The sequence below is a fragment of the Paraburkholderia sp. genome (genome assembly GCF_034668105.1).
In the GTDB taxonomy this organism is placed as follows: Bacteria; Pseudomonadota; Gammaproteobacteria; order Burkholderiales; family Burkholderiaceae; genus Paraburkholderia.
In genome coordinates, this window is sequence record NZ_JAXDPY010000255.1 from 1 (window position 1) to 18246 (window position 18246).

Sequence of the window (18246 nt, forward strand, 5' to 3'; positions counted from 1 at the left end):
CGATTCGAAAGCGGCAATGGTCCGCTTCATGAATCTGATCGCGTCGGAGCCGGACATCGCGCGTGTGCCGATCATGATCGACTCGTCGAAATGGGACGTGATCGAAGCCGGTCTGAAGTGCGTGCAAGGCAAGGCCATCGTCAATTCGATCTCGCTGAAGGAAGGCGAAGAAGCGTTCCGCCATCACGCGAACCTGATCCGCCGTTACGGTGCGGCCGCGGTGGTGATGGCCTTCGACGAACAAGGCCAGGCCGACACGTATGAGCGCAAGACGCAGATCTGCAAGCGCTCCTACGATTTCCTCGTGAACGAAGTGGGCTTCCCGCCCGAAGACATCATCTTCGATCCGAACATCTTCGCGATCGCAACGGGCATCGAAGAACACAACAACTACGCGGTCGACTTCATCAACGCCACGCGCTGGATCAAGGAAAACCTGCCGTACGCGAAAATCAGCGGCGGGGTCTCGAACGTGTCGTTCTCGTTCCGCGGCAACGATCCGGTGCGCGAGGCGATCCACACGGTGTTCCTCTATCACGCGATTCAGGCGGGGATGGACATGGGCATCGTCAACGCGGGGCAGCTCGGCGTGTATGCCGATCTCGATCCGGAACTGCGCGAACGTGTCGAAGACGTCGTGCTGAACCGTCGTGAAGACGGCACCGACCGTCTGCTGGAAATCGCCGACAAGTTCAAGACCGGCGCCGCGAAGAAGGAAGAGAACCTCGAATGGCGCAACCAGCCCGTCGAAAAGCGTCTGTCGCATGCGCTGGTGCACGGCATCACCAACTTCATCGTCGAAGACACCGAGGAAGTGCGCGCGCAGATCGCCGCAGCCGGCGGCCGCCCGATCAACGTGATCGAAGGCCCGCTGATGGACGGCATGAACATCGTCGGCGACCTGTTCGGCCAGGGCAAGATGTTCCTGCCGCAAGTCGTGAAGTCGGCGCGTGTGATGAAGCAGGCCGTCGCGCATCTGATCCCGTACATCGAGGAAGAAAAGAAGCTGCTCGCCGAAGCCGGCGCCGACGTGCGCGCGAAAGGCAAGATCGTCATTGCCACCGTGAAGGGCGACGTGCACGACATCGGCAAGAACATCGTCTCGGTGGTGCTTCAGTGCAATAACTTCGAAGTAGTCAACATGGGCGTGATGGTGTCGTGCAACGACATTCTCGCCAGGGCAAAGGTTGAGGGCGCGGACATCATCGGCCTCTCGGGGCTCATTACGCCGAGCCTCGAAGAGATGGCCTACGTCGCGTCGGAAATGCAGCGCGACGACTACTTCCGCGTGAAGAAGATTCCGCTGCTGATCGGCGGCGCGACGACCTCGCGCGTGCACACCGCCGTGAAGATCGCGCCGCATTACGAAGGCCCGGTGGTGTACGTGCCGGATGCATCGCGCTCGGTTTCCGTGGCGTCGAGCCTGCTGTCCGACGAAGGCGCGGCCAGATACGTGGACGACCTGAAGGCCGACTACGACCGTATTCGCCTTCAGCACGCCAACAAGAAAGCCCTGCCAATGGTCACGCTCGCTGAAGCCCGCGCGAACAAGACCCGAATCGATTGGGCCGGCTACCAGCCGGTCAAGCCGAAGTTCATCGGCCGCCGCGTGTTCAAGAACTTCGATCTGAGCGAGCTGGCGAACTACATCGACTGGGCGCCGTTCTTCCAGACCTGGGACCTCGCCGGCCCGTACCCGGCAATCCTGAACGACGAGATCGTCGGCGAATCGGCGCGCCGCGTGTTTTCGGACGGCAAGTCGATGCTCTCGCGGCTGATCCAGGGTCGCTGGCTGCAAGCCAACGGCGTGATCGCGCTGCTGCCGGCCAACACCGTGAACGACGACGACATCGAAATCTACACGGACGAATCCCGCTCGGAAGTGGCGCTCACGTGGCGCAACTTGCGCCAGCAAAGCGTGCGGCCGGTGGTGGACGGCGTGATGCGACCGAACCGGTCGCTCGCCGACTTCATCGCGCCGAAGGATTCGGGCGTGGCCGATTACATCGGGATGTTCGCGGTCACAGCCGGTCTCGGTGTGGACGTGAAGGAAAAGCAGTTCGAAAAGGATCACGACGACTACAGCGCGATCATGCTGAAGGCGCTCGCCGACCGCTTCGCCGAAGCCTTCGCCGAAGCACTGCATGCGCGTGTGCGCCGCGACCTGTGGGGCTTCGCGAATGCGGAAACGCTCTCGAACGAAGACCTGATCGCCGAAAAATACCGTGGCATCCGCCCGGCGCCGGGTTACCCGGCCTGCCCGGATCACCTCGTGAAGCGCGACATGTTCGACGTGCTGCAAGCCACCGAAATCGGCATGAGCGTGACGGAATCGCTCGCCATGCTGCCGGCGGCAAGCGTCTCAGGCTTCTATCTGGCGCATCCGGACAGCACCTATTTCTCGGTCGGCAAGATCGGCCAGGACCAGCTGGAAGACTACGCAAACCGCATGTCGCTGTCGAAAGCAGACGCTGAACGCGCCTTGGCGCCTTTGCTGTAAGCCTTGCCGGGCGGGAAACCTACTATATCGGGCGAAATAGGCTGAATATTTGCGGCAGCGCAATTTTCGGCTTTGTAGACTGAAAATGGTTTCAACCCGCCAGACGCGGCCAAAACGCGTCGGCTTATCTAATTGCAATCGTCGACGGAGAGAATCGTATGAAGAAGCTGACGCTGTTATTGACCGCTGTTTCGCTCGCCTCAGGCGCTTCGGTCGCGCTGGCTCAACCCGCTGCGCCGGCCGGTTCCAGTGCGGTCAGTTCCTATTCGCCGCCGGTCGCGAAGCACGTCAAGAAACCGAAGAAGAGTAAAACGAAGAAGGGTGCCTCGGCTCCGGCGGCCGCGCCGGCGGACGCCGCCAGCCAGTAAGCAGGGCGGCCACGCGGGTCGATTCAGGCCGCTCGGTTCAGACCGCTCGGTTCAGGCCGCTCGGTTCAGGTCGATAAATGACAAAGAGCCCGCTCAATGCGGGCTCTTTTCATGGGTGCGGCAAAACGGCTTCAAGGCAGCCGATCACCGCTCGGGCTGTGCTCCGGAATTCAGCGCTGCAGCCCCGTGCCGGCGTGGCGCCTGCCACGGCGCGCGTGCTGCGGCAGAATCACAAACCCCAGACGATATCCGAGTTTTCCTTCTGCGCGGCACGCAGCATGTCCAGGAACGGATACGCGCGCTGCGCGAGTCCCGGCGGAATTTCATGATGTTCGTAGCCCTCTTCGCCTTCGTGAAAATGGCCGTCGTGCTCGGCACGTTCCTGTTTGTCGACGTGGATCGCCGCCTCGAGTTTGGTGATCGCTGCGGCAAGTTCGTCGTGGGTAATCACACCACGTTCACCCAGCCGCTTGCCGACGATGCCGACGAGGTACTGGGCAAGATTCTCCAGCATCATCACGTCCGGGCAGGCCCGACATTTGAAAGTAATCAACATGGCTGTTCCCTTTTTCGTTATGTTTGATTGACGCTCGGGCAGCCCGAAATCGGCGGCCGGCGCGCGTTACGTTGACACGCCGATCAGACACGGCGGCCACGGCCCTTGTTGGGCATCTCATTGAACATATTAGCACCTGCTAAAATCCGTCTGGACGGAAAAGCTCGCCGTACTGCACTGCACTGCGCGCGGCGTAACGCAGGCGGCATGGCGGCCCGGTTGGCCGCAACCCACATGCCGTCGCGCCAAACCGCGGCAGCAAACGTCTCGACATGTCGCCGCGCACCGCGCTAACCGCGTTGCACGCACCGTGCCCGATGACGGCCCGAGGTACCACGGCGCGTCCCGGCGGGCGTATCGCCGCTTTCCACGCTTCTGACGTTCTGACGAATCGGTTGCGCCTTGCGCGCGGCCGGCGCCTCTTCCGCATCACCGGATTGCCTCACTGGACTCGCAACAAGCATGCTGCCCGCACATAAACATACCCTCGAAACACTGCTCGCCGACACGGTGAAGCAAGTAGCGCTTGCGTCCCAGGGCGCGAGCGAAGCCGCCTTCGTCTCGCCCACCATTACGCTTGAGCGCCCCAAGGTCGCCGCGCATGGCGACGTTGCCTGCAATGTGGCCATGCAACTCGCCAAGCCGCTGCGCGCCAACCCGCGCCAGCTGGCGCAACAGATGGTCGACGCGCTGCTTGCGCAGCCGCACGCCAAAGGTCTCGTGGAGGCCGCTGAAGTGGCCGGCCCCGGCTTCATCAACCTGCGCCTCGCGGCGGCCGCCAAGCAGGCGGTGATCGGCGCCGTATTCGCTGAGAAGGATGCATTCGGCCGCTCGCAGCGCGACGCCGGCAAGCACGTGCTGATCGAATTCGTCTCGGCCAACCCCACCGGTCCGCTGCACGTCGGCCACGGCCGCCAGGCCGCGCTCGGCGACGCGCTCTCGAACGTGCTGGCCTCGCAAGGCTATGACGTGCACCGCGAGTTCTATTACAACGACGCCGGCGTGCAGATTCACACGCTCGCCGTGTCCACCCAGGCACGTGCCCGCGGCATCGCCCCCGGCGACGAAGGCTGGCCCGCTTCGGCGTACAACGGCGAGTACATCGCCGATATCGCGAAAGATTATCTGAATGGCGCCACCGTGGCGGCGAGCGACGGCGAGCCCGTCACGGGCGCGGGCGACGTCGAAGATCTCGAAGCGATCCGCCGCTTCGCGGTCGCCTATCTGCGCCGCGAGCAGGACATGGACCTGCAGGCCTTCGGCGTGAAGTTCGACCAGTACTACCTGGAGTCGTCGCTGTACAAGGAAGGCCGCGTCGAGGAAACCGTCGCGGCGCTGGTCGCCGCCGGCAAGACCTACGAACAGGAAGGCGCGCTGTGGCTGCGCACCACCGACGACGGCGACGACAAAGACCGCGTGATGCGCAAGAGCGACGGCACCTACACGTACTTCGTGCCGGACGTCGCGTATCACGTCGCCAAGTGGGAGCGCGGCTTCACCAAGGTGATCAACGTTCAGGGCTCGGACCACCACGGCACGATCGCGCGCGTGCGCGCCGGCCTGCAAGGTCTCGGGATCGGCATTCCGAAGGGCTATCCCGACTACATCCTGCACAAGATGGTCACGGTGATGCGCAACGGCGAAGAAGTGAAGATCTCGAAGCGCGCCGGCAGCTATGTGACGGTGCGCGACCTGATCGAATGGTCGGGGGGCGCGACGCCGGGCTCGGAAGCCGCCGTCGATCTGATCGACGAGGAGACGATTCGCCGCGGCCGCGACGCCGTGCGCTTCTTCCTGATCTCGCGCAAGGCGGATACGGAATTCGTGTTCGACATCGACCTGGCGTTGAAACAGAACGACGAAAATCCCGTGCACTACGTGCAGTATGCGCATGCGCGGATCTGCTCGGTCATCGCCGAATGCAAGGCGCGCTACAACACGGACGAAACCACGCTGGCGCAGGTGGACGTCTCGCCGCTCACCAGCGAACGCGCCATGGCCCTGTTGAACAAGCTCGCCGAGTTTCCGGACATGCTGGAACACGCCGCCGACGAACTCGCGCCGCACGCGGTCGCATTCTATTTGCGCGACCTCGCCGGGGAATTCCACTCGTTCTACAATGACAGAGCCGAACGCGTGCTGGTCGACGACGCCGCCGAGCGCAATGCGCGCGTCGCGTTGCTCGCGGCCACGCGCCAGGTGCTGGCCAACGGTCTCGCGACGATCGGCGTCTCCGCTCCCGTCAAGATGTAAGTCCTCCGGCGCAACATGCATGCGGCCGTCGTTATAATCGGCGGCCGTTCCAGGATTCTTTTTGCAGGTGATTCATACGATGGCAAAACCACGCCGCACAACAAAGCAATCGCAATCGAAACAAACCGGGGGGACTTTTCTCGGCATCGTGCTGGGCCTGATCGTCGGTCTCGCGATCGCGGTAGTGGTGGCGCTGTATATCACCCGTGCGCCCACGCCGTTCGTCTCGAAGGTCGCGCCGCCCGCCACGCCGGACACCGGCGCGAGCCAGGCGCAGCAATACGACCCGAACCGTCCACTGCAAGGCAAGACGCCGGGTCTGCCGGTGCCGCAAGCCGCGCAACCGGCGCCGCCGAACACCGCACCGGGTCAAACCAACTCGCAGACGCAGTCCGGCATGCTGGAAGAACCGCAGATCGTCGAAGTGCCGCCGGCAAACGGAAACACAAGCGGCAATGCGAACGGTACGGCAGTCGCACCGAAACCCGCGCCTGAAAACGACAACGGCACGGCCGCCGTGCCGGCGAAAAAGCCGCAGGCCTCCAGCGCACCCACGGCCACCGCGGCAGGTTCAGCGCCGAAGAACACGTCGGCCACCGCGGCTGCCAACGCCAAGCCGGGTTCAGGCGCGGCGCCGGCGCCGGGTGACGCGAACACCGGGTACTTCCTGCAAGTGGGCGCCTACAAGACTTCGGCCGATGCCGAGCAGCAGCGTGCGCGTCTCGCCTTCCAGGGCTTCGAATCGAAGGTTACGCAGCGCGATGCAGGCGGCGTGACGTACTACCGTGTGCGCATCGGGCCGTTCTCGAAGTTCGAAGACATGAATTCGAGCCGTCAGCGTCTGTCCGACGCGGGCGTGGATACCGCAGTGATTCGCTTCACAAAACAATAAGCCAACAATAAACAACGGTGATTTGCCGGCACGCGCCGCCGCCGAACAATCGGCGTGCGGCGCGTGTCACAAGCACAACGGACGACTAGAACGTCTAACGCCGAATCTGGAAACGGTGACGGGCATTGCGTGGCGCCACCGCTTTACCGCCTACTTGGATCGACAAAACATGAAAAAGCTGCTGAGCATTCTGTTCCTCTCGCTGGGCCTGGTTGCAGCCACGGCGCATGCATCTCCGGCCGCGCCGGTGTCCGGCAAGGACTACACCGTGCTGCCCACGCCGCAACCTACGGACGTGCCGGCCGGCAAGATCGAAGTCACCGAATTCTTCTGGTACGGCTGCCCGCACTGCAACGAATTCGACCCGTTCCTCGAAGCATGGGTGAAGAAGCAGGCGCCGGACGTGGTGTTCAAGCGCGTCCCGGTGGCCTTCCGCGACGACTTCATTCCGCATTCGAAGATGTACCACGCGCTCGACGCACTCGGCCTCGCGAACCAGCTCACGCCGAAGATCTTCAATGAAATCCACGTCAACAAGGACTACCTGTTGACGCCGGAAGACCAGGCCAAATTCCTCGCGAAGAACGGCGTCGATCCGAAGAAGTACATGGACGCATACAACTCGTTCTCCACGCAAAGCGCGCTGCAAAAAGACAAGAAGCTGCTCGACGACTACAAGATCGACGGCGTGCCGACGCTGGCTGTGCAGGGCAAGTATGAAACCGGCCCGGCCGCGACCAACAGCCTGCCGGGCACGATCCAGGTACTCGACTACCTGGTGCAGCAGGTTCGCGCCAAGAAGATGTGATCGCCGAGGCGCCGGAATGAGTTCACCCCTGAAGGTTTTCATTACCGGCGCCTCGAGTGGCATCGGCCTCGCGCACGCCGCCGAATATGCGCGGCGCGGCGCGATTCTTGGCCTGGTTGCCCGTCGCGGCGACGCCCTCGCCGCTTTCCAGCAGTCCCATCCGCAAAATTCCATCTCTATCTATTCCGTCGACGTCCGCGACGCCGAGGCGCTTGCAGAAGCGGCCGCGCAGTTCATTGCGCAACACGGTTTGCCGGACGTCGTGATCGCCAATGCCGGCATCAGCCGCGGCGCGGTCACCGGGCACGGCGATCTGCGCACCTTCCGCGAAGTGATGGACGTCAACTACTTCGGCATGGTCGCCACCTTCGAGCCGTTCGCCGCCGCGATGGCCGCCGCCAAGAGCGGCACGCTGGTCGGAATCGCCAGCGTCGCCGGCGTGCGTGGCTTGCCGGGGTCGGGGGCGTACAGCGCGTCGAAATCGGCTGCGCTCAAGTATCTGGAAGCGTTGCGCGTCGAGATGCGGCCGCTGGGTGTCGGCGTGGTCACCATCGCGCCCGGCTATATCCGCACGCCAATGACCGAGCACAACCCGTACACCATGCCGTTCCTGATGGACGCCGACCGCTTCGCCGTGAAGGTTGCCCGCGCGGTCGAACGGCAGAAGCGCTTCGCCGTGTTCCCGTGGCAGATGCGCATCGTCGCGATGCTGCTGCATGTGCTGCCGCGCCGGCTCTACGACCTCGCGTTCGAACGCGCGCCGCGTAAGCCTCGCGTCGTCGCCGAATAGATCATGCAGCCGCGCGCGGTCGATGCAGCCGGCGTCGCGCATGAAATGGCGGGCGCCCATGGGTCGGGTGCCCATACATCGGGCGTCGATACGCACAGCGCGTCCCCCTCAGGCGCAAATTTCCGCATCGTCTCGCTGGTGCCGAGCATCACCGAATTGCTATTCGCTTTGGGGCTCGACAGGCAGATCGTCGGGCGCACCGGTTTTTGCGTACACCCGCACGACAAGGTGCGGCAGGTGCGCAAGGTCGGCGGCACGAAAGCCGTCAACATCGACGCGATTCGTGCTCTGCGGCCCACCCATCTGATCGTCAATATCGACGAGAACGAACGCGATACCGTCGAACAGTTGCGCGCGTTCGTGCCGCATATCGTCGTCACTCATCCGCTGACGCCGCAGGACAATCTCTCGCTCTACGCGCTGCTGGGCGCGATTTTCGACCGCGCCCGAGAGGCGCAGCGTTTGAGCGAGACGCTCGAAACGCATCTGCGCGAAGCCGCAGCGCGGCCGTTTCCCACGCAAAACGTGTTGTATCTGATCTGGCGCGAGCCATGGATGACCGTCGCGCGCGACACCTACATCTCGGCGATGCTGCGACTCGTGAACTGGCAGACGCTCCCTGACGTGGAAGGCGGACCGGCAGGCGCCGCGCGTTATCCCACGCTCGACTTCGCTCACGCGCCGTGGCTAGCCGGCGTCGATCGCATACTGCTCTCCAGCGAGCCGTATCGCTTCACACAAGCCCATTGCGACGCGCTGAAACGCGATCCCAGGCTGGCTGGCAAGCGCATTGAATTGATCGATGGCGAACTGGTGTCGTGGTACGGCGTGCGCGCCATCGAAGGCGTGCGCTATCTAGTACGCTGCGCAAGTGCGGCGTGAGCCATCCCGCTGCGCACCAAGCCTCAGCCATCCATATGGATATGCGGATTAAATTGTTGTCGCCGCAACCACCCTTCGATAAGCTTTCGCGAAGGCCGAGACGTGCATGGGCTATCGCAGCCAACCCATGCGCCAGCGCCGGAAACGTATCACAATAAAGACGACGGCCAGATTGGCTACCGATCACGGTTGCCGTCGCCCGTCAACAGAATACAACCACACAACCAGACGCATTGCCTGACTGCGCTTGTTATGGGAGATCCTATGCGCTTCAAACTGCTCGCAGCCGCCGTACTGTTCACGGCGCCCGCGCTCGTGCTCGCCAAGCCGCTGACCGTCTGCACCGAGTCGAGCCCCGACGGCTTCGATGTCGTGCAGTTCAATTCGCTCGTGACGACCAATGCGTCGGCCGACGTGATCTTCAATTCGCTGGTGTCGTACGACGAGGCCGCGAAGAAAGTGGTGCCCGCGTTAGCCGACAAGTGGGACGTGAGTGCCGACGGCCTCACCTATACGTTCCATCTGCGCCCGAACGTGCAGTTCCAGACCACTGACTACTTCAAACCCACTCGCGCGCTGAATGCCGACGACGTCGTGTTCACGTTCGACCGCATGCTCAACGACAGCAATCCGTGGCACAAGGTCGCGGGCGCGAGCGGCTTCCCGCATGCGCAATCGATGGGCTTGCCGAAGCTGATCAAGTCGATCAGCAAGGTCGACGACAACACCGTCAGGTTCGAACTGAACGCGCCGGACGCGACTTTCGTGTCGATCCTGACCATGGGTTTCGCGTCGATCTATTCGGCTGAATACGCGGATCAGTTGCTCAAGGCCGGCAAGCAGGTCGACCTGAATTCGAAGCCGATCGGCACCGGTCCGTTCGAATTGAAGAGCTACACCAAAGACGCCGTGATCCGCTACGACGTGAACCCCACGTACTGGGGCCCGAAACCGAAAATCGACCGTCTGATCTACGCCATCACGCCCGACGCCACCGTGCGCGCGCAAAAGGTGAAGGCCGGCGAATGCCAGATCGCGTTGTCGCCGAAACCGCAAGATATCGCCGAAGCGAAGAGCGACAAGTCGCTCGCCATCGTGCAGACGCCCGCGTTCATGACGGCGTTCGTCGCGTTGAACACGCAGAAGAAGCCGCTCGACAACCAGAAGGTGCGCGCCGCGCTGAACATGGCGTTCGACCGCACCACGTACCTGAAGGCAATCTTCGACAACACCGCGACACCGGCGGTCAATCCGTATCCGCCGAATACATGGAGCTACGACAAGGCGGTGAAGGCGTGGCCGTACGATCCGACGAAGGCGAAGAAGCTGCTCGCGGACGCGGGCTATCCGAACGGCTTCGAGACGACGATCTGGGTGCGCCCGAACGGCAGCGTGCTGAACCCGAATCCGAAAGCCGGCGCCGAACTGTTGCAAGCCGATTTCGCGAAGATCGGCGTAAAGGCGGACGTGAAGGTGATCGAATGGGGCGAACTGATCAAGCAGGCCAAACAAGGCGAGCATGACACGCTGTTCATGGGCTGGGCCGGCGACAACGGCGATCCGGATAACTACCTGTCGCCGCTCTTCAGTTGCAATGCGGTGAAGTCAGGGATCAATTTCGCGCGCTTCTGCAATCAGGATCTGGACAAACTGATCGCCGACGGCAAGGCAACGCCCGATCAGGCCAAACGCGCAAAGGCGTACGAGCAGGCGCAGCAGATCATCCACGATCAGGCACTGTGGATTCCGCTGGGTTATCCGACTGCGGCGGCGATTGCGCGCACGAACGTGAGTGGATATCACGTGAGTCCGTTTGGACGACAGAACTTTGGGACGGTGGCGGTGCAGTAAGCGCAGCTTCGTCTGAGTGTAAGTAAAAAGGCCCGGTTCGAAAGACCGGGCTTTTTTTATCGCAAACATCGCGATACCGTTCTCGCACTCAAAACCATCCTCGCATTTCTACGCAAAGAGAATGGAATCTGGAAGATCACCAAAGTGGACGACACGCAGGATGACAAGTAGCCTTTGCGCGCACCGCCTGACCAACGCGGCGTTCATTGATTAAAGTAAAGCCCGCATCCGCGGGCTTTACTTCCTGCACATCACCGTAATCACACCGCCGAAAACCGGATCACCCCATCCGCATCCTCCGTGCGCTTCAATTCACCCGCAAGCCATAGCAGATGCAAGTGCGCCAACGCCTCGCCCATCGCGAACGTCATCTGATGGATGTCGAGCTGGCGCTTGAACATGATCGGCACGATATCCGCGGCGCTCTGCGGTTTCTGCGCGCAGGCCTCGCGCACTTCAGCCAGACGCGCGTCATGATGCTCACGCAATTGCTTAATGCGCGTACGCACGCCGCGAAACGGCTTGCCATGCGACGGCAGCACAAGCGTGTCTCCGGGCATCGTCTCGTAGCGGCCGAGCGACTCCAGATACAGCGCGAGCGGCGTGCCTTCCGGTTCCATGTCGAACACCGAGACGTTAGTTGAAATCCGCGGCAGCACCATGTCGCCGGAGATCAGCGTGCCGGTCTCTTCGCAATGCAACGCGCAGTGTTCCGGCGAATGGCCGAAGCCGGTCACCACGCGCCACGTCTTGCCGCCGATCTTCACAGCATCGGCTTCGCGCAGACGGCGGTACTGCCCGGGAAGCGCCGGTACCAAGGTCGAGTAATAGCTCGCGCGATCGCGCAGCTTTTCGAGCGACTCCTGATCACTCAACCCATGACGCGCGAAGTGCCGCGCCGCGCCCTCGCCGCCCGCATTCGAACCGTCGCCGGCTGCCATCACGCGGGCCTGCATGTATTCGCCGAGCGTCGTCCACAAACGCACGTCCCAGCGTTTCTTGTCGCCACCAGAGCAAATCCAGTGCGCGAGGCCGATATGGTCCGGATGGCAATGCGTCACGATCACGCGCAACACCGGCAAGCCGTCGAGCACAGAGTCGAACACTTTCTCCCAGTTCTCCTTGATCGTGTCCGAGGCAATGCCGCAATCGACTACCGTCCAGCCTTGCTGACCGTCGATTTCATCGCGTAGCAGCCACAGATTGATGTGATCGAGTGCGAACGGCAGCGGCATGCGCAACCAGAACACGCCGGGGGCGACTTCCATCGCGTGGCCCGCTTCCGGCAAGGTGTCGTTGAACGGGTAATCGAGTTGATGTTCGAGTGCATTCATTGTGGGTGTCTTCCTCCGTCGGCCGTCCGGCATGGCGAGGTATGCGATGCCGCACGACGTGGTTGCGGCCCGGTCGGGACAGACCGGTGCCGTATTGCGTCGTAGCTGGGTTGCTGTTGGGGTGGGGTTGCGTTGCTGTTGCGTTCCGATCAAGTTGACGATAACGTAAACGTCGATTCTATCGTTCAATCCGATTTTCTGCCCGGTCACGGCACGCCCCGATGAACACGCAATATACGATCACCGAGCTCGCGCGGGAATTCGATGTCACGCCACGAGCGATCCGCTTCTACGAAGACCAGGGTTTACTCTCGCCGAGCCGTGAGGGATCGAGCGGTTTGCGGCGCGTCTATTCGGGCCGCGACCGTACCCGCCTGAAGCTCACGCTGCGCGGCAAGCGGCTCGGCTTCACGCTGTCGGAAATCCGCGATCTGCTCGATGTCTATGAGTCGCCGACCGATACCGTGCCGCAATTGCACGCGTTCCTTGCGACGGTGGCGCGCCATCGTGAAGTGCTCGAACGTCAACTGGAAGATCTGAACGCGACGCTCGAAGACCTCGCGCAATATGAAAGCCAGGCGCGCGCACTGCTGGAGAGCGGAGCACGCGGGGCCAAGTCGGCGTAAGCGGCAATCGGACAAATATTTTTTTGGGGCAAGTTGCGCCGATTAAGGCATGCCAAACAGAGACATTGAGCGGAGATAGTCTGAAAGTCGGCGAACGCCCGCCAACGTCCAGGAGACGCCGGGGCGCACGCCAGGCGGCGCGATGCGTCGCGGGCCCACCCGAACGATACAATCACGGGTGTCTTCACGACATGGTACGAATGCACGGTCGACATGAATCATTTCCCCAAACTGTTGTCGTCGCAGATCGGCTTTGACGTCGCCCAGACGATGCTCGAAGGATTCGATCGGCACTACCGGATCTTCCGCGACGCCGCGATCCATGCCAAAACGCTTTTTGAAGCCGGCGACTGGCACGGCCTGCAAACGCTGGCGCGCGAGCGCATTACCTCGTATGACGATCGCGTCGAGGAATGTGTCGAACTGCTCGAAGACGAATACGGCGCCGAGAATATCGACGACGAGGTCTGGCAGCAAATCAAACTGCACTACATCGGCCTCCTGACCACGCACCGCCAACCCGAGTGCGCGGAGACGTTCTTCAATTCGGTGTGCTGCAAGATCCTGCACCGCTCGTATTTCAACAACGACTTCATTTTTGTGCGTCCGGCGATCTCGACCGAATACATCGAGAACGACGAACCGGCCGCGAAGCCGACCTATCGCGCGTATTACCCGGCCAGGGACGGTCTTGCCGCGACGCTCGAGCGCATCGTCACCAATTTCCAGCTGGAGCCGCCGTTCGAGGATCTGAAGCGCGACGTCGAGTGCGTGATGCAGACAATCCAGGATGCGTTCGGCGTGTTCGACGAAGCGCCCAACTTCCAGATCCATGTACTCTCGTCGCTGTTCTATCGCAACAAGTCGGCGTATATCGTCGGACGGATCATCAACGGCGATCTGCTGTTGCCGTTCGCGGTGCCGATACGACATGTGAAAGCGGGCGTGCTCGCGCTCGACACGGTGCTGCTCAAACGCGACCAGTTGCTGATCATCTTCAGCTTCTCGCATTCGTATTTCCTGGTGGATATGGAAGTGCCGTCCGCTTACGTCGAGTTTCTCGGCACGATCATGCAAGGCAAACCAAAGGCGGAAATCTATACGTCGGTGGGTTTGCAGAAGCAGGGCAAGAATCTGTTCTATCGCGATCTGCTGCATCATCTGAAACATTCAAGCGACCAGTTCATCATCGCGCCCGGCATCAAGGGGCTCGTGATGCTGGTGTTCACGCTGCCGTCGTTTCCGTATGTATTCAAGCTGATCAAAGACCACTTCCCGCCGCCGAAGGAAACCACGCGCGAGCAGATCAAGGGCAAGTATCAGCTCGTCAAACGGCATGACCGCCTGGGCCGCATGGCTGACACGCTCGAGTATTCGAGCGTGGCGCTGCCGCTCTCGCGGCTCGACGAAGCACTGCTGCGCGAACTCGAAAAAGAAGTACCGTCCCTGATCGAACCCGATGGCGACAACCTGGTGATTCGTCACATGTATATCGAACGCCGCATGGTGCCGCTCAACCTGTTCCTGCAAAACGGCAGCGACGAGGACGTCGATCACGGCATCAACGAATACGGCAACGCGATCAAGGAATTGATGCAGGCGAACATCTTCCCCGGTGACATGCTGTACAAGAACTTCGGCGTGACACGCCATGGCCGCGTGGTGTTCTACGACTACGACGAAATCGAGTACCTGACGGAATGCAACGTGCGCGCGGTGCCGGCGCCACGTAACGAGGAAGACGAAATGTCCGGCGAGCCGTGGTACTCGGTCGGCCCGCACGACATCTTCCCGGAAACATACGGCACGTTTTTGCTCGGCGACCCACGCGTGCGCCGGTCTTTCATGCAGCATCACGCGGACTTCTTCGATCCAGCGCTATGGCAACGGCACAAGGATCATCTATTGAAAGGCGAACTGCCCGACTTTTTCCCGTACGACAGCAGCGTGCGCTTCTGCATCCGCTACCCGGAACGATTCGCCGATGCGGCGTCCGGCATAGCGGAGAACCCGCCAGATGAGCGCACCGTGCGCGCGGCATGAGCCTCATGCGCCACTCGCATTGTTGACTGCATCGTCCGAACCTCATGTAACGACATCGACCCGTCAACCGGTCGAGCAACCGCCAGACTCACCATGAACGAAAACGCTTCTCCCGCTGCCAATCCGCTGGCCCATCTGTTCGACAACAACGACGCATGGGTGGCCCGCAAGCTGTCCGAAGACCCGGAGTACTTCTCACGTCTCGCGCACCAGCAGACACCCGAATATCTGTGGATCGGCTGTTCCGATTCCCGCGTGCCGGCCAATCAGATCATCGGCCTGCCGCCTGGCGAAGTGTTCGTGCACAGAAATATCGCCAACGTGGTGGTGCATACCGATCTGAACTGCCTGTCGGTGATCCAGTTCGCCGTCGATCTGCTCAAGGTCAAGCACATCATGGTGGTCGGCCACTATGGCTGCTCGGGCGTGGGCGCGGCGCTGCACGGCCGGCGTGTGGGGCTGGCGGATAACTGGTTGCATCACGTGCAGGACGTGCGCACGAAACACGCCGCATTGATCGAGGAGTGGCCGCTGGGTGAAGCGCGCCATCGGCGTCTGGTCGAACTTAACGCGATCGAGCAGGTCATGAACGTATGCCGGACTACCATCATTAACGATGCGTGGGCACGCGGTCAGGAACTCACCGTGCATGGCTGGGTGTACGGCGTGCACGACGGCAAGGTGCGCAACCTCGGCATGACGATTAGCGACGCAGCCGCGCTGGATGCAACCTACAGGAGTTGCGTGGCCGCGGTGTCGGCCAGCGGCGCGCATCAAGCGGACAACGACATGGTCGCCGCCGATGCGGCCCAGCTCGGCGACGTGCCGGCCATCGTCGAAGGTGTGATCAAAGAACTTAAGCATGAATAAACCCGCATGAATGAAACCGCATGAGTGAGGCAAACATGAGTGAGACAAAGTCTGATCCGATCGTAATCGTAGGTGTGGCCCGCACGCCGATGGCGGCATTTCAGGGCGATTTCGCTTCGTTGACCGCGCCGCAGTTGGGCTCGGTTGCAATCGAAGCCGCGGTGCAACGCGCCGGTTTGAAGCCCGGGCAAATCGACGAAGTCGTGATGGGTTGCGTATTGCCCGCGGGCCTCGGGCAGGCGCCCGCGCGTCAGGCCGCGCTTGGCGCCGGCTTGCCGTTGAGCACCGGCAGCACCACGGTCAACAAGATGTGCGGCTCCGGCATGCGCGCGGCGATGTTCGCGCACGACATGCTGGCCGCGGGCTCGGTCGACGTGATCGTCGCCGGCGGCATGGAGAGCATGACCAACGCGCCGTACCTGTTGCCCAAAGCGCGCAACGGCATGCGCATGGGCCACGGCCAGGTGATCGACCACATGTTCTACGACGGCCTCGAAGACGCCTACGAAAAGGGCCGTTTGATGGGCACGTTTGCGGAGGAATGCGCGGCGTCGTTCGACTTCACGCGCGAAGCGCAGGATGCGTTCGCGGTCGAGTCCCTGAATCGGGCGAAACGCGCGAATGAAGACGGCTCGTTTGACTGGGAAATCGCACCGGTGAAGGTGGCAAGCCGCAAGGGCGACGTGACCATCGATCACGACGAGCAGCCGTTCAAAGCGAACCTCGACAAGATTCCGACGCTCAAGCCCGCGTTCAGCAAAACCGGCACGGTGACGGCGGCGAACTCGTCGTCGATTTCCGACGGCGCCGCGGCGCTGGTGATGATGCGCGAATCGACCGCGAAACGTCTCGGCGTCGAGCCGCTGGCGCGCGTGGTCGGCCATTCGACCTTCGCGCAGGAACCGGCGAAGTTCACCACCGCGCCGGTCGGGGCGATTCGCAAGCTGTTCGAGAAGAACGGCTGGCGCGCCGACGAAGTCGACCTGTATGAGGTTAACGAAGCGTTCGCGGTCGTCACGATGGCGGCGATGAAAGAGCATCAGCTGCCGCATGACAAGGTCAACGTGAACGGCGGCGCTTGTGCGCTCGGCCACCCGATCGGCGCATCGGGCGCGCGGATTCTCGTCACGCTGATCGGCGCGTTGAAAAAGCGCGGTCTGAAGCGCGGCGTCGCGACGCTGTGCATCGGCGGCGGGGAAGCAACGGCGATGGGCATTGAACTGGTTTAACGCGCTGTTTGCAGGCGTTTGAGGGTTTAAGGGCTTGAGGTGATTCGATGAAGACAGTGTTGATCGTCGGTGCATCGCGCGGCATCGGTCAGGAGTTTGCGCATCAGTACAAGAAGAGCGGCTGGCGCGTGCTCGCTACCGCGCGCGACGGCGCCGCGCTCGACGCGCTGAAGGCGCTCGGCGCGGAGACCTTTTCACTCGACGTCACCGCCCCCGAGGAAATCGCCGCGCTCGGCTGGAAGCTCGACGGCGAACGGCTCGACGCGGCGCTGCTGGTATCGGGCGTATACGGCCCGCGCACCGAAGGCCTCGAGACGATCACCGCCGAAGACTTCGACCGGGTCATGCACACCAACGTGCGCGGACCGATGCAGTTGATGCCGATCCTGCTGCCGCTCGTCGAAGAAGCCGGCGGTGTGTTCGCGGTGATATCGAGCAAGATGGGCAGCATCGGCGACGCCAGCGGCACGACCGGCTGGCTGTACCGGACGAGTAAGGCGGCGCTGAACGACGCACTGAAAATCGCCTCGCTGGAAGCACGGCGCGCAACGTGTATTTCGCTGCATCCTGGCTGGGTGCGCACTGACATGGGCGGCGCGCAAGCGGCGATCGATCCGGCGCGCAGCGTCTCCGGCATGCGTGATGTGCTCGCGCAGGCCGCGGCGTCGCGTGAAGCGTTCAATGGCCGCTTCTATCAATACGACGGCACGGCGCTCGAGTGGTGAGCAGACAAATGGCGAGACTAACAAGGAGACCGGGCCATGGTGCTTGATCAGGATCATCTGATGGTCCGCGATGCGGTGCGCAAGTTCGTGAGCGAGGCCGTGACACCGCACGCCGCGCAATGGGACCGCGAGCGCAGGTTCCCGAAGGACGTGCATCGCCAGCTCGCCGAACTCGGCGCCTATGGCGTGCTGGTGCCCGAAGCGTATGGCGGCGCCGGCATGGATGCGCTGGCGCTCGCGCTGATCCTCGAGGAAATCGCGGCGGGCGACGGCGGCACCTCGACCGCGATCTCCGTCAACAACTGCCCGGTGTGCAGCATTCTGCTGACCTATGGCAACGACGCGCAGAAACGCGACTGGCTCACGCCGCTCGCGCGCGGCGAAATGCTCGGTGCGTTTTGCCTGACCGAACCGCAAGCGGGCTCCGACGCATCCGCGCTGCGCACCACCGCGACACGCGATGGCGACGGCTATGTGCTGAACGGCGTCAAACAGTTCATCACGAGCGGCAAGAACGGC

At 62.3% G+C, this 18246-nt stretch carries 16 protein-coding genes; 14 read left to right on the top strand and 2 right to left on the bottom strand.

The window, feature by feature from the left end; genetic code table 11:
* Both metH and QOC89_RS11985 read left to right on the top strand, forming a co-directional pair.
* Positions 1 to 2500, top strand: a 2500-nt coding sequence (gene metH, locus QOC89_RS11980) for a methionine synthase (protein WP_323045208.1), incomplete at its 5' end; no start/stop codon positions are given.
* A gap of 158 nt (positions 2501 to 2658) precedes the next feature.
* Complete coding sequence (locus QOC89_RS11985; protein ID WP_323045209.1) at positions 2659 to 2868, top strand: acid-shock protein; 210 nt, start codon at positions 2659 to 2661, stop codon at positions 2866 to 2868.
* A 229-nt stretch (positions 2869 to 3097) separates the two neighbouring features.
* Here QOC89_RS11985 and QOC89_RS11990 read toward each other — a convergent pair whose 3' ends face one another.
* Positions 3098 to 3424, bottom strand: coding sequence for a DUF1840 domain-containing protein (locus QOC89_RS11990; protein ID WP_323045210.1), 327 nt, complete (start codon positions 3422 to 3424; stop codon positions 3098 to 3100).
* A gap of 462 nt (positions 3425 to 3886) precedes the next feature.
* Between QOC89_RS11990 and argS the strand changes: the two genes are divergently transcribed.
* The 6 genes from argS to QOC89_RS12020 all read left to right on the top strand — a co-directional run bounded on the left by argS (position 3887) and on the right by QOC89_RS12020 (position 10900).
* Entirely contained in the window at positions 3887 to 5677 is a 1791-nt protein-coding gene (gene argS / locus QOC89_RS11995; RefSeq protein ID WP_323045211.1) for an arginine--tRNA ligase, read from the top strand.
* Between the two features lie 61 nt (positions 5678 to 5738).
* Positions 5739 to 6569 (top strand): SPOR domain-containing protein, encoded by an 831-nt coding sequence (locus QOC89_RS12000; RefSeq protein WP_323045212.1) that lies wholly within the window; start codon positions 5739 to 5741, stop codon positions 6567 to 6569.
* Between the two features lie 169 nt (positions 6570 to 6738).
* Positions 6739 to 7377, top strand: a complete 639-nt coding sequence (locus QOC89_RS12005; protein WP_323045213.1) for a thiol:disulfide interchange protein DsbA/DsbL — start codon at positions 6739 to 6741, stop codon at positions 7375 to 7377.
* 16 nt (positions 7378 to 7393) lie between these two features.
* On the top strand, positions 7394 to 8167 hold the full coding sequence (locus tag QOC89_RS12010; protein ID WP_323045214.1) for an SDR family oxidoreductase: 774 nt from the start codon (positions 7394 to 7396) through the stop codon (positions 8165 to 8167).
* Positions 8168 to 8170: 3 nt separating this feature from the next.
* The gene (locus QOC89_RS12015) at positions 8171 to 9049 is read left to right on the top strand and encodes a helical backbone metal receptor (RefSeq protein WP_323045215.1); all 879 of its coding nucleotides are present in this window, start codon (positions 8171 to 8173) and stop codon (positions 9047 to 9049) included.
* 264 nt (positions 9050 to 9313) lie between these two features.
* Positions 9314 to 10900 carry an ABC transporter substrate-binding protein gene (locus QOC89_RS12020; protein WP_323045216.1) on the top strand — a complete coding sequence of 529 codons (1587 nt, stop codon included), beginning with the start codon at positions 9314 to 9316 and terminating at the stop codon, positions 10898 to 10900.
* Positions 10901 to 11160: 260 nt separating this feature from the next.
* Here the strand turns inward: QOC89_RS12020 and QOC89_RS12025 are convergent, their stop codons facing one another.
* Complete coding sequence (locus QOC89_RS12025) at positions 11161 to 12234, bottom strand: MBL fold metallo-hydrolase (protein ID WP_323045217.1); 1074 nt, start codon at positions 12232 to 12234, stop codon at positions 11161 to 11163.
* Positions 12235 to 12455: 221 nt separating this feature from the next.
* Between QOC89_RS12025 and QOC89_RS12030 the strand changes: the two genes are divergently transcribed.
* The 6 genes from QOC89_RS12030 to QOC89_RS12055 all read left to right on the top strand — a co-directional run.
* A complete protein-coding gene (locus QOC89_RS12030; protein ID WP_323045218.1) occupies positions 12456 to 12860 on the top strand; it encodes a MerR family DNA-binding transcriptional regulator in 405 nt (134 codons plus the stop codon).
* Positions 12861 to 13073: 213 nt separating this feature from the next.
* Positions 13074 to 14903 carry a bifunctional isocitrate dehydrogenase kinase/phosphatase gene (aceK, locus tag QOC89_RS12035; RefSeq protein WP_323045219.1) on the top strand — a complete coding sequence of 610 codons (1830 nt, stop codon included), beginning with the start codon at positions 13074 to 13076 and terminating at the stop codon, positions 14901 to 14903.
* 93 nt (positions 14904 to 14996) lie between these two features.
* The gene (gene can, locus QOC89_RS12040) at positions 14997 to 15773 is read left to right on the top strand and encodes a carbonate dehydratase (protein ID WP_323045220.1); all 777 of its coding nucleotides are present in this window, start codon (positions 14997 to 14999) and stop codon (positions 15771 to 15773) included.
* A gap of 20 nt (positions 15774 to 15793) precedes the next feature.
* Positions 15794 to 17002, top strand: a complete 1209-nt coding sequence (locus QOC89_RS12045) for an acetyl-CoA C-acetyltransferase (protein ID WP_323045221.1) — start codon at positions 15794 to 15796, stop codon at positions 17000 to 17002.
* Positions 17003 to 17049: 47 nt separating this feature from the next.
* The gene (locus QOC89_RS12050; RefSeq protein ID WP_323045222.1) at positions 17050 to 17727 is read left to right on the top strand and encodes an SDR family oxidoreductase; all 678 of its coding nucleotides are present in this window, start codon (positions 17050 to 17052) and stop codon (positions 17725 to 17727) included.
* 36 nt (positions 17728 to 17763) lie between these two features.
* Positions 17764 to 18246, top strand: a 483-nt coding sequence (locus tag QOC89_RS12055) for an acyl-CoA dehydrogenase family protein (RefSeq protein ID WP_323045223.1), incomplete at its 3' end; no start/stop codon positions are given.

Coding starts and splice junctions, on each gene's coding strand:
- QOC89_RS11985 (WP_323045209.1), top strand. CDS start 2,659: ATGAAGAAGCTGACGCTGTTATTGACCGCTGTTTCGCTCGCCTCAGGC.
- QOC89_RS11990 (WP_323045210.1), bottom strand. CDS start 3,424: ATGTTGATTACTTTCAAATGTCGGGCCTGCCCGGACGTGATGATGCTG.
- argS (WP_323045211.1), top strand. CDS start 3,887: ATGCTGCCCGCACATAAACATACCCTCGAAACACTGCTCGCCGACACG.
- QOC89_RS12005 (WP_323045213.1), top strand. CDS start 6,739: ATGAAAAAGCTGCTGAGCATTCTGTTCCTCTCGCTGGGCCTGGTTGCA.
- QOC89_RS12010 (WP_323045214.1), top strand. CDS start 7,394: ATGAGTTCACCCCTGAAGGTTTTCATTACCGGCGCCTCGAGTGGCATC.
- QOC89_RS12015 (WP_323045215.1), top strand. CDS start 8,171: ATGCAGCCGCGCGCGGTCGATGCAGCCGGCGTCGCGCATGAAATGGCG.
- QOC89_RS12020 (WP_323045216.1), top strand. CDS start 9,314: ATGCGCTTCAAACTGCTCGCAGCCGCCGTACTGTTCACGGCGCCCGCG.
- QOC89_RS12025 (WP_323045217.1), bottom strand. CDS start 12,234: ATGAATGCACTCGAACATCAACTCGATTACCCGTTCAACGACACCTTG.
- QOC89_RS12030 (WP_323045218.1), top strand. CDS start 12,456: ATGAACACGCAATATACGATCACCGAGCTCGCGCGGGAATTCGATGTC.
- aceK (WP_323045219.1), top strand. CDS start 13,074: ATGAATCATTTCCCCAAACTGTTGTCGTCGCAGATCGGCTTTGACGTC.
- can (WP_323045220.1), top strand. CDS start 14,997: ATGAACGAAAACGCTTCTCCCGCTGCCAATCCGCTGGCCCATCTGTTC.
- QOC89_RS12045 (WP_323045221.1), top strand. CDS start 15,794: ATGAGTGAGGCAAACATGAGTGAGACAAAGTCTGATCCGATCGTAATC.
- QOC89_RS12050 (WP_323045222.1), top strand. CDS start 17,050: ATGAAGACAGTGTTGATCGTCGGTGCATCGCGCGGCATCGGTCAGGAG.